A 10,514-nucleotide genomic window follows, 5' to 3' on the forward strand; every position below is an offset into this window, starting at 1 on the left:
TGCGAACATAGGAACGGCCGGGCCACAGGAAGACGTTCTTGGCGGTCTGCTGGCTGATGGTCGAGCCGCCGCGAATCTTTCCGCCCCGCCGTTATTGGCGTAGGCCTTCTGAAGGGCGTCAAAATCAAAGCCGGAATGCTCGCAAAACCGGGCGTCCTCGGCGGCGATCAGGGCGCGGGGCAGGGCCGGCGCGACGGTCCGGATCGAGCGCCAACGGTGATCCAGACCCTTGCCCTCGGCGGCCCGAATCAGCATCAGCGGCGTGACCGGCGGCGGCACGAAGCGATAGACGACCACCGCCACGATCGGTCCGGCCACCAGCACGATGAACAAGGCCAGAATGATATTGCGCAACAGGACCCGCACCGATCACCCCTTGCCTTGACGCTGCGACCGGATGCTACCCAAGCGACGAGCCGATGTCGCTGGGCTTACGAGCCGATGTCGCTGGGCTTGGTGTCGCGACGAGCCCTAAGGAGCCGCCCATGACCGTAACCGAAGCCGTCGAACGCCGCATGTCGGTACGCGCCTTCACCGAAACAACCGTTTCGGGCGAGATGGTCCGCGATCTCCTCCAAGCCGCCGCCCGGGCGCCGTCCGGCGGCAATCTTCAGCCCTGGCGGGTGCAGGCGGTCAGCGGCGAACCCCTTGCCGCCCTGAAGGCGACCATGGCCGCGCGTCTCGGCTCGCCTGACGCGCCGGAATACGAGATTTATCCGGCCAATCTGTGGGAGCCGCTGCGTAGTCGCCGCTTCCAGGTCGGCGAGGACCTCTATGCGTCGCTGGGCATCCCCCGAGAGGACAAGTTGGCCCGGCTCCAGCAATTCGCCCGCAACGGCCAGGGGTTCGACGCGCCGGTGCTGCTGTTCTTCTCGATCGACCGTCGTTGCGGCCCGCCGCAATGGAGCGATCTGGGCATGTTCATGCAGACCTTCATGCTGCTGGCGGTCGAGAAGGGCCTGGACACCTGCGCCCAAGAGTTCTGGGCCCACTATCATCAGGTGGTGGCCGAGCAGATCGGCCTGCCCGAGGGCCACATGCTGTTTTCCGGCATGGCCCTGGGCTATCGCGACGAAGCCGCGCCCGTGAACGCCTGGCGTTCGCGGCGGGACGGCTTCGAGGCCTGGGGCGAGCTCAAGGGGTTCTAGGGGACCGCCCTAGAACGTCCGCGGTCCGCTCAGATCCGGGATCGCGATCAGGCCGGCCTCGCCGTCCTCGTCGCCCCAGACCAGCTGGGTTCCGTCGGGCGAGACCGACAGGGCGCTGATCGCCGCGCCCTTTTCGGCCTTCAGGGTCTCGAGGCGACCAGTGCGCATATGCGCCGCCCAGATCTTGCCGTCGTCCTGGCCGGCGATCGCCACCGGAAGCGCCTCGACTCCGGCCACCCGCACGACCATGGAGTCGCGGGAGAAGCCGATCTCGGCAGCCTCCTTGCCCATCGGGCCATTGGCCCCGGCGAACGGCCAGACCACCGCGCCGTTGGCGCCGGCGGTGACCATCAGGCTACCCTTGTCGAAGAAGGCCAGGCTCTTGATCTTGGCCGGGTAGCCGCCCATCCGCATGTCCTTGGAATCGCTCATCCGCCAGCCATGCAGCTGGTTTTCTTGCATGGACGAGACCAGGAACTTGCCGTCGGGGCTGAAGGCGGCGGCGATGTGGCTGCCGGCCCATTTCAGCATCTGCGGCTTCTGCTCGGCGATCTTGGCCCACCACAGGGCGACGCCCCCATAGCCGGCGACGGCGAGGCGGCGGCCCTTGGGATCGAAGGCCAGGCCCGAGGCGGTCTTTTCGTGGGTGAAGCAGCGCGTGAAGGCCAGATCCTTGACGTCGCGGACATGGGCGTCCTTGCCGGCCGTGAAGGCGATGAGACCCGAGGCGGGGCTGGCGGCGACGTGCTCGATCCAGCGGCCCTTGATCTCGGCCACCAGGGTCGAAACCAGTTCGCCGCCCTCGACCCGGCTCCAGACCACGCGGCCGTCGTCGCCGCCGGTGACTAGACCCAGGCCCGAAGGGTGGACGACGGCGGCCAGCACCGCGCCCTGGTGAGCCTCGACGGTGACATAGCCGCCCTCGGCGACGAATCGCACCGTGCCGTCGCCGAGGGCGAACCCCGCGCGGCCGGCGCGGTCGAACAGGGCGGCGGTGACATAGGCGTCGAAGGACAGGATCATGCCTGCGCCATAGCGCGCCTCGAACGAGGCGCCTAGGCCGCTGAGTTCGCCCGACACGCGAACCCAAGCGCCTCAAGGGCGGGCATGAACGGCGTTCGGTCAGAAAGACTCACAAAAGGGGTTGCCATTACGGCGCCTCGTCGGGCTTTACTTCCGAGCCCGTCTGCGCCAGACGTGGCCACCTTACAATTACGGGACCGCGGCAACCGCGGCCCTTGGGAGACAGTCAGGCTATGGCGGCTAAACTCTCTGGCGGTGGCGGTGGTCGCTACTCACTCGGCCAGAACTCCGAAATCAACGTCACGCCCTTCGTGGACATCCTTCTGGTCCTGCTGATCATCTTCATGGTCGCCGTGCCGATGGCCACCGTGGCGATCAAGGTCGACCTTCCCCCGGCGACGATCCCGCCGCCGGACGCGCCGAAGCCGAAAGAGCCGGTGTTCATCTCGATCCAGAAGTCGGGCGCGATCTTCGTGGCCGACAAGCAGTCGAGCCTGGAGAACCTGCCGTTCGATCTGGACGCCAAGTTCGTGGCCACCGATCAAGCCGGTCCCCGCGTTGACCAGCGCGTAATGATCCGCGCCGACGCCGACGTGCTGTACGCCGACTTCATGGGCGTGCTGAACAACCTGCAGACCGCCGGTTGGTACAAGGTCGGCCTGATCAACGAGGACATCCACTAAGGATCCTCGGCGAACGCCGAAACGACAAAGCCCCCGGAAGCCTCGCTTCCGGGGGCTTTTTGTTGTGTTCAGACTCCGATGTTTTCTCGTGCCCCCTCCCCCTTGATGGGGGAGGGGGCACGGAAACCCCGCGGACCTTCCCTAGGCGGCGCAGGCTTCGAACCCGGCCTTCAGCTCGGCTTCGTCCAGGTCGCGGCCGATGAACACCATTCGGCTGTAGCGCTTGTCCTTGTCCGTCCAGGGCCGCTGGAAGTCGCCCTCGAGGATCATGTGGACGGCCTGGAACACCAGGCGACGGTTCTCGCCCTGGACGTCGATGATGCCTTGGCGCGCAGGATGTCGGTTCCGCGACGCCCCAGCAGGTCATTGAGCCAGGCGGTGATCTTCTGACCGTCGACCGGACGGTCGAGGGTCAGGGAGATCCCTTGACCCCGTCATCGTGAATGGCGCTGGCGGGACCATGGTCGTGATGATCGTGGCCGCAATGCTCATCATGGACATGCCCGTGGTCATGCCCGTGGTCATGATGGTGATGGTCGTGGCCGCAGTGCTCGTCATGCACGTGGCCGGCCTCGCCATGCGCCGGATTGAGGAATTCAGGCTCCAGCTCGGTGATTCGGTCCAGATCGAAGCTGTGCTTGCCGATGATGGCGTCCAGCGGCACGTTCGAGCGCTGGGCGCGGTGGATCGGGGCCAGGGGGATTGATGCGTCTGATCCGCGCCTCGACGTGACGCAGGTCGTCCTCGGACACCAGGTCGGTCTTGTTGAGCACGATCTGGTCCGCGAAGGCGATCTGCTCGACGGCCTCGCGGCTGTCGCCCAGCCGCAGCAGGATGTGCTTGGCGTCGACCACGGCGGTGACCGAATCCAGATAGGTGCGAGCCTTGACGTCGTCATCGACGAAGAAGGTCTGGGCCACCGGGCCGGGATCGGCCAGGCCGGTGGTTTCGACGATGATGGCGTCGAAACCACCCTTGCGCTTCATCAAGCCAGACAGCACCCGGATCAGGTCGCCGCGCACCGTGCAGCAGACGCAGCCGTTGTTCATCTCGAACACTTCCTCGTCGGCCCCAACCACCAGGTCGTTGTCGATGCCGATCTCGCCGAACTCGTTGACGATGACGGCGTAGCGCTTGCCGTGCGCCTCGGTGAGGATGCGGTTGAGCAGGGTGGTCTTGCCGGCGCCGAGATAGCCGGTCAGCACGGTGACGGGGATCTTGCCGGGAGCGGGAGAGGTCTGGGTCATGGACGCTATTTAGGGGCTCTGAAGGGCGGGCGAAAGCCGTCCCGCCACCAGGGTCAGGTCTTGAAGAACGCGACCGCCAGACCAATGACGATCAGGGCCACGCCGAGGATGGTTTCCTCGTAGCGCTCCACCCAGTCCAGGCCCAGGCGATTGAAGCCGGCCAGGCTCAGGCCGGTGAACAGCAGCATGCCCGCGGAGGTCGCCGCCAGCAGCACCAGGCTGAGCGCGACAAAGGCCGGCCAACCATGCTCCATGCCAGCCAGGTAATAGGGCAGGAAGGCTTCGCAGGGCGAGAGGGTCAGCAGGACCACCAGGGCGGTGATCGCCGCCCTGTCGGAGGTGTAGCGACGTTGGCTGACCTCGGGCATCTTGTGATTGTGGCGTCCGCGCCAGAGATAGAAGACGCCGACCGCGGCCATCAGCCCGCCGACGATCCAATGGAAGAAGCCGCCCAGGTGCGGCTGAAGGGCCAGCCCGGCGATCACCAGCGCCAGGCCCAGCAGCATGGTCAGGCCCACATGGCCCAGACCCGCCAGCAGGGTCACCGCCAGGGTCCGCCGGGTCGACCACCTCTGGGCCCGCCCTACCAGCACAAACGGCAGCCAGTGTGTCGGCAAGGCCGCGTGCAGGAACGCCACGGCGAAGCCTGTCACGGCGATGGAGGTGAAGAAGGTTGAGGTCACGGCTTGGGCTATAACCTGTTACAAAGTAACATTCCACCCCTGATGACATCCCGCGACAACCTGTCGGTTCGCGTCCTGGAAAGTGTCTCAGGCCGTTGACTTGCAGGTCGTCGCCTGTATAAGTCCGCCCCCTCGCCCGCCGGGTTTCCTTGCGGGCGTTCCCTATTTTGCGAACGCACGTTTCTTAAGGCGCTAACCTATGTACGCGGTGATCAAAACCGGCGGCAAGCAGTACCGGGTCCAAGCCGGCGACCTGCTGGTGGTCGAAAAGCTCGACGGTGAACCTGGCGCTGAAGTCGCCTTTGGCGAAGTCCTGATGCTGGGCGAAGGCGAGACCGTCACGGTCGGCGCCCCGCTCGTCGAAGGGGCCGTCGTGACCGGCGCCCTCCTCGAAACCCGCAAGGGTGAGAAGGTGAAGATCTTCAAGAAGATCCGTCGCCAAGGCTATCGCCGCACCCGCGGCCATCGCCAGACCGAAAGCGTCGTCCGCGTGACCTCGGTCGCCGGTGGCGGCAAGGAAATCAAGTGGGACGGCGTCATCGACCTGACCCCAAGGTGATCCTCAACGCCCGCGCCCGCGGCCTGGGTGACGCCGCCGTTCCGGCGACGATCCCGAGCATGCCGGTTAAGGCCGACGCCGAAACCGCCGCTCCGAAGAAGAAGGCTGCGCCTAAGAAGGCCGCCGCCGACGCCCCGGAAGCCGAAGCCTGAAACCCTCGCGGGTTTCGCACTGACAACTGATCCAGGTCCGACAGGAAACCGGGTCAAGGAACGAGGAGGCCATCATGGCTCACAAGAAATCTGGCGGCTCGTCCAGCAACGGCCGCGATTCAGACGGCCGTCGCCTTGGCGTGAAGAAGTTCGGCGGCGAGAAAGTTCTCGCCGGCAACATCATCATCCGTCAACGCGGCACCAAGTTCTTCCCGGGTTCGGGCGTCGGCATCGGCAAGGATCATACCCTGTTCGCGCTGATCGAAGGCGCGGTGAACTTTGTCACCAAGCGCAACAACCGCACCTACGTAAACGTCGCTCCCAAGGCCCAGGCCGCCGAGTAGCACGCACCTCGTAGGCTCCGGGTCGCGCTTCTCAAAGAAGTAGACGATCCGGACATGACGAACCTCAAGCGGGGAGTCCGGACGCCGGGCTCCCCGCTTTTGTTTTGTCCGCGCCCCTTTCGCCCACGCTGAGGCAAGGAGCGTCACGGTCCCCAGGCAAGAAGGGATCGGAAATCGGGAGGCGCGCCATGTGCGTGATCGAGAAAAGTCCCATCATCGAGACGCGGCGTCTGACGTTGCGCGCGCCGGTCACGACCGACGTCGCGCCCCTGGCGACCCTTTGCGACAATCACGCCATCGCCAAGATGACCACCCGCATGCCGTGGCCCTATCGACCGGCCGACGCCGAGGGTTTCGTGGCGCGCTGCCAGTCGCTGGACTGGGTCCGCAACGCCACCTTCGCGATCGAGCTGGAGGACGAGGGCCTGGTGGGGGTGCTGGGCTTCTTCACGCCCGAGACCGGCCCGCTGGAGGTCGGTTACTGGATCGGCCAGCCCTATTGGGGACGCGGCCTGGCGACCGAGGCCCTGCAGGGGGCCTTGGCCTGGGCGCGCGGCGACTGGCGCAAGCGCCTGATCGTGGCCGGCCATTTCGCTGACAATCCCGCCTCGGGCCAGGTGCTGATCAAGGCCGGGTTTCTCTATACCGGCGTCGTCGAGCCCAAGCACTCCTTGGCGCGCGGCCAGACCGTGGACACCCGGATGATGGTCTGGCTGGCCTGAGGCGCCCAATCGTCGTGAGTTTAGAGCGCCTCTAGGCGGCCCGGTGGGTGGCGACGACCTTCTGGGCCCCTTCGCGGAAGCGCTTCTCGGCGGTCAGGATCCGTTCGCTCAGGGCGTCCAGATCGCTGAGCAGCGAATAGGTGGCGTAGATGGGGATCTCCATGATCGCCACCTGGGCCCGCGGCATGAACTCGCAGTACTTCTTCCAGGCCACATGGCCGTCGCGGGCGTTCATCGCCCGCTGGCCGAGCGGATTCCACAGGTCCAGCGCCTGCAGCTGGTCACGGCATTCCTTCATCACCGGCAGGGCGATGTAGAGGAACAGGAAGGTCGGGGTGGCGGCGCGGCTGAACTGCGGCTGCACCTGCATGTGCCAGACGCGGTAGGCCTCGAAGAAGCCGGCCTTGCGGGCCGGATCCGGCGGCAGCCAGCTGGCCTCCTGGTTGATCAGCTCGGCGGCCGAGGAGGCGCGCTTGGCCAGGTCGTCGGCGGTGCGACCGCCGGCCAGGGTCTTGGACAGGGCGCCGACCGGGATGGCCAGCCGCTTGGCGACGTCGGAATAGCTGACCTGCTGGCCGCCCATCGGGGTCCACTGCCCGAAGTTCGGCGCATTGGGAGCCTTGGCCCGCTTCATGGCCGCCGCCTCGTGCAGCAGCTTTTGTTCTTCGCGTTTCTTCTCGGCCTCGAGGCGATCGAACTCCGCCTCGTGCACCGCCTGCTCTTCCGGCGTCATCCAGCGGGCCCGGCCCGGGCCATAGGTGCGCTCGGTCCGATTGGTCAGCACCAACAGGTGCTGATCGCTGGGGCGCGGCCCAATGTCGCTGAGGAAGGCCCGGAAATCACGCCAGGTGCCGGTCACCCCGGTGCCGCGGCTCATCAGGATGTTGCGGTGGATCGACGCCTCGCCCGCGTATTTGCGGCACAGCGTCTGAAGCGTCAGATCGACCAGATCCTTCGCCCATTCGCCCCTGACGTCTTCAATCGTCGCCAACGCCAGCCTCCCTGCGGTTCGTGATCCCTTCGGGACCAGGATTTTATTCCAGCGCTCAGGATGCGGGCTCGAGTTTAACAATTTGTCACACAAGGCCCGATCGGGCCGCCAAGCCGCTGGAAACCTTGGAGATAACACCCCACTTCCTGGCCAAGGGCGTGTTTCACGCTCGACGCCAAAGCCCGCATGGGACAAAAGACGCAGATGAAATTCCTGGACCAGTGCAAAATCTTCATCCGCTCCGGCAACGGCGGCGGCGGCGCGGTCTCGTTCCGGCGTGAGAAGTATATCGAATACGGCGGACCGGACGGCGGCGACGGCGGCCGCGGCGGCGACATCTGGATCGAGGCCGTCGACGGACTCAACACCCTGATCGACTACCGCTACCAGCAGCACTTCAAGGCCGGCACCGGCACCCACGGCATGGGCCGCCAGCGCCACGGCGCGGCCGGTGACGACATCCTGCTCAAGGTCCCGGTCGGCACCCAGGTGCTGGAGGAGGACAAGGAGACCCTGATCGCCGACCTCGACACGGCCGGCATGCGGGTGCGCCTGGCCAAGGGCGGCAACGGCGGCTGGGGCAACCTGCACTTCAAGGGCCCGATCAACCAGGCCCCCAAATACGCCAATCCCGGTCAGGACGGCGAAGAGCTGTGGCTGTGGCTGCGGCTGAAACTGATCGCCGACGTCGGGCTGGTCGGTCTGCCCAATGCCGGCAAGTCGACCTTCCTGGCCGCCGCTAGCGCCGCCAAGCCGAAGATCGCCGACTATCCCTTCACCACCCTGACCCCCAATCTCGGCATGGTCGACCTGTCGACCAGCGAGCGCTTCGTGATGGCCGACATTCCCGGCCTGATCGAGGGCGCCTCCGAGGGCGCGGGCCTGGGCACACGCTTCCTGGGCCATGTCGAGCGCTCGGCGGTGCTGATCCACCTGGTCGACGGCACCCAGGACAATATCGCCGAGGCCTGGACCACCATCCGCGGCGAGCTCGAGGCCTATGGCGACGAGCTGGCCGACAAGTCCGAGATCCTGGCCCTCAACAAGGTCGACGCCCTCGATCCCGAGACCCGCGCCGCCAAGCTGGCCGAGCTGGAAGCCGTGTCCGGCATCAAGCCGATGGCCGTCTCGGGCGTCTCGGGCGAAGGGGTCACCGAGCTGCTGCGCGCCGCCTTCAAGCAGGTGCGCCTGCGCCGGGGCGACGCCATCGAGGAGATCGAGGAAGAGGAAGATCACGTGGCGGAGACCCCCGGGGGCTGGAACCCGTGATTCCGCCGCCCTTGGGACAAGGCCCCCGGGGCCCCCGGGGGCCGCTGGCCGGGGCCCGGCGGATCGTGGTCAAGGTCGGCTCGGCCCTGCTGGTCGATGACCAGACCGGGGCCGCCGACCATGCCTGGCTGAAGGCCTTCTGCGCCGACGCCGCCGCCCTGCGCCAGGGCGGAACCCAGCTGGTCGTCGTCTCGTCCGGGGCCGTGGCCCTGGGCCGCCGGCGCCTGGGCCTGAGCCCTGACAAGATGGGGGGCCGCAAGTCCCTGACCCTGCCGGAAAAGCAGGCCGCCGCCGCCGCCGGCCAGAGCCTGCTGATGCGGGCCTGGGAAGAGGCGCTGGAGCCGCACGGCCTGACCACCGCCCAGATCCTGCTGACCCGCGACGACACCGAGGTCCGCCGCCGCTGGCTCAACGCCCGGGCCACGGCCGAGACCCTGCTGACCCTGGGCGTGGTGCCGGTGGTCAATGAGAACGACACCGTGGTCACCGAGGAAATCCGCTACGGCGACAATGACCGCCTGGCCGCCCGGGTGGCCCAGATGGTCGGGGCCGACCTGCTGGTGCTGCTGTCCGACATTGACGGCCTCTACACCGCCGACCCGCGCCGCGATCCGACCGCCCGCCACATTCCCCTGGTCACCGACATCACCGCCGAGATCGCCGGCATGGCCGAGGGCGCCAACGCCGCCACCGGGGTCGGCACCGGCGGCATGGCCACCAAGATCGCCGCCGCCCGCATCGCCCGGGCCGCCGGCTGCGCCACCCTGATCACCCTGGGGTCGCGCCCCCATCCCCTGGCCGCCATCGCCGCCGGCGAGCCGTCCACCCTGATCGAGGCCGGGGCCAGCCCGGCCGCCGCCTACAAGGCCTGGATCGCCGGCTCCCTGGCCCCGCAGGGCTGGCTGACCATCGACGCCGGGGCCGCCGCCGCCCTGCTCAAGGGCAAGAGCCTGCTCAGCGCCGGGGTCCGCGCCGTCGAGGGCCCGTTCGACAAGGGCGACGCGGTGCGGGTCCGCGACGAGACCGGTCGCGAGATCGCCCGCGGCCTGGTCCGCTATGACAGCGCCGACGCCCACAAGATCGCCGGCCTGCGCTCCGACGCCATCGAGGCCGAGCTCGGCTACAGCGAAGGCCCGATGATCCACGCCGACGACCTCGCGGTGGGTTAGGGGTTTCAAGCGGAAAGCCTTTCTCAAGCCCCTCCCCGCAAGGGGTAGGGGGTTCCGGCAGACACAGGTTTCCTGCCTCACGCCTGAAGCTGTGAGGGCAAGCGGAAAGGGTCGCGGAGCGCCGGACGAGGTCCGGAGAACTTTGAGAATGATACCGTTTCGACACCGTCCGACGCGCCGCGCGACCGTCTCGATCATCAGCCTTCCGGCGGGCGGCGCTGTTGACGCCTTACCGGAAGCCGCGTCCGCCGGTTTCCCGGCCTGGCGGCGGACGAAGCACGAGGGCCCAAGGCTCAAATCACCCGTGTTTGCCTTCGTCCCAGGCCGATGGCGGGCGGGCTTCCGCAGCGACGGAAGGCCCCGGACGCGATCGGGTATCCGCCCCGACCCCAGTCCCGCTCGATCACCCCCCGCCGCCGCACCGGTCGCTGGCCATGCGCCCTTTCCACCGCGACGAGGTGGGATGAGCTTACGGGCGGTTTGAGCGCCTACGGGATGTGGGGCTGACAATTTCGCAGGGGCGT

Annotated in this window: 9 protein-coding genes and 3 pseudogenes; 7 read left to right on the forward strand and 5 right to left on the reverse strand. The window is 67.3% G+C overall.

Annotated features, from left to right (window positions below; translation table 11 throughout):
* Positions 1–366: pseudogene (locus tag CSW58_RS04305) on the reverse strand (transglycosylase domain-containing protein); the annotation flags it as partial.
* Positions 367–485: 119 nt separating this feature from the next.
* Between CSW58_RS04305 and CSW58_RS04310 the strand changes: the two are divergent.
* Positions 486–1,148, forward strand: coding sequence for a nitroreductase (locus CSW58_RS04310; protein ID WP_099446446.1), 663 nt, complete (start codon positions 486–488; stop codon positions 1,146–1,148).
* 9 nt (positions 1,149–1,157) lie between these two features.
* Here the strand turns inward: CSW58_RS04310 and CSW58_RS04315 are convergent, their stop codons facing one another.
* Positions 1,158–2,171, reverse strand: a complete 1,014-nt coding sequence (locus CSW58_RS04315; protein ID WP_099446452.1) for a WD40 repeat domain-containing protein — start codon at positions 2,169–2,171, stop codon at positions 1,158–1,160.
* A 233-nt stretch (positions 2,172–2,404) separates the two neighbouring features.
* Here CSW58_RS04315 and CSW58_RS04320 point away from each other — a divergent pair, with 233 nt between their 5' ends.
* Positions 2,405–2,854, forward strand: coding sequence for a biopolymer transporter ExbD (locus CSW58_RS04320; RefSeq protein WP_099446447.1), 450 nt, complete (start codon positions 2,405–2,407; stop codon positions 2,852–2,854).
* 141 nt (positions 2,855–2,995) lie between these two features.
* Here CSW58_RS04320 and CSW58_RS04325 read toward each other — a convergent pair.
* Together CSW58_RS04325 and CSW58_RS04330 are read right to left on the reverse strand one after the other, a co-directional pair.
* Positions 2,996–4,101 (reverse strand): annotated as a pseudogene (locus tag CSW58_RS04325) (GTP-binding protein).
* Positions 4,102–4,154: 53 nt separating this feature from the next.
* Positions 4,155–4,784 (reverse strand): hypothetical protein, encoded by a 630-nt coding sequence (locus tag CSW58_RS04330; protein WP_099446448.1) that lies wholly within the window; start codon positions 4,782–4,784, stop codon positions 4,155–4,157.
* 199 nt (positions 4,785–4,983) lie between these two features.
* On the opposite strand from CSW58_RS04330, the pseudogene rplU reads away from it, so the two are divergent.
* The 3 genes and pseudogenes from rplU (at position 4,984) to CSW58_RS04345 (ending at position 6,561) form a co-directional block, all read left to right on the forward strand.
* Positions 4,984–5,495 (forward strand): annotated as a pseudogene (rplU, locus tag CSW58_RS04335) (50S ribosomal protein L21).
* A gap of 74 nt (positions 5,496–5,569) precedes the next feature.
* The gene (gene rpmA, locus CSW58_RS04340) at positions 5,570–5,839 is read left to right on the forward strand and encodes a 50S ribosomal protein L27 (protein WP_099446449.1); all 270 of its coding nucleotides are present in this window, start codon (positions 5,570–5,572) and stop codon (positions 5,837–5,839) included.
* A gap of 188 nt (positions 5,840–6,027) precedes the next feature.
* Positions 6,028–6,561 carry a GNAT family N-acetyltransferase gene (locus CSW58_RS04345; RefSeq protein WP_099446450.1) on the forward strand — a complete coding sequence of 178 codons (534 nt, stop codon included), beginning with the start codon at positions 6,028–6,030 and terminating at the stop codon, positions 6,559–6,561.
* Positions 6,562–6,592: 31 nt separating this feature from the next.
* Here CSW58_RS04345 and CSW58_RS04350 read toward each other — a convergent pair whose 3' ends face one another.
* Complete coding sequence (locus CSW58_RS04350) at positions 6,593–7,552, reverse strand: hypothetical protein (protein ID WP_099446451.1); 960 nt, start codon at positions 7,550–7,552, stop codon at positions 6,593–6,595.
* Positions 7,553–7,756: 204 nt separating this feature from the next.
* On the opposite strand from CSW58_RS04350, the gene obgE reads away from it, so the two are divergent.
* Both obgE and proB read left to right on the forward strand, forming a co-directional pair.
* Positions 7,757–8,821 carry a GTPase ObgE gene (obgE, locus tag CSW58_RS04355; RefSeq protein ID WP_099446453.1) on the forward strand — a complete coding sequence of 355 codons (1,065 nt, stop codon included), beginning with the start codon at positions 7,757–7,759 and terminating at the stop codon, positions 8,819–8,821.
* Between the two features lie 44 nt (positions 8,822–8,865).
* Positions 8,866–9,990: a glutamate 5-kinase gene (proB, locus tag CSW58_RS04360; protein WP_099446454.1), complete on the forward strand. Its 1,125-nt coding sequence runs from the start codon at positions 8,866–8,868 to the stop codon at positions 9,988–9,990.
* Positions 9,991–10,514 lie beyond the last annotated feature (524 nt).

Source organism: Caulobacter sp. B11, from assembly GCF_002737765.1.
In the GTDB taxonomy this organism is placed as follows: domain Bacteria; phylum Pseudomonadota; class Alphaproteobacteria; order Caulobacterales; family Caulobacteraceae; genus Caulobacter.

Bases quoted from the DNA above. Each gene is read 5' to 3' on its own strand.
- CSW58_RS04310 (WP_099446446.1), top strand. From the start codon at position 486: ATGACCGTAACCGAAGCCGTCGAACGCCGCATGTCGGTACGCGCCTTC.
- CSW58_RS04315 (WP_099446452.1), bottom strand. From the start codon at position 2,171: ATGATCCTGTCCTTCGACGCCTATGTCACCGCCGCCCTGTTCGACCGC.
- CSW58_RS04320 (WP_099446447.1), top strand. From the start codon at position 2,405: ATGGCGGCTAAACTCTCTGGCGGTGGCGGTGGTCGCTACTCACTCGGC.
- rpmA (WP_099446449.1), top strand. From the start codon at position 5,570: ATGGCTCACAAGAAATCTGGCGGCTCGTCCAGCAACGGCCGCGATTCA.
- CSW58_RS04345 (WP_099446450.1), top strand. From the start codon at position 6,028: ATGTGCGTGATCGAGAAAAGTCCCATCATCGAGACGCGGCGTCTGACG.
- obgE (WP_099446453.1), top strand. From the start codon at position 7,757: ATGAAATTCCTGGACCAGTGCAAAATCTTCATCCGCTCCGGCAACGGC.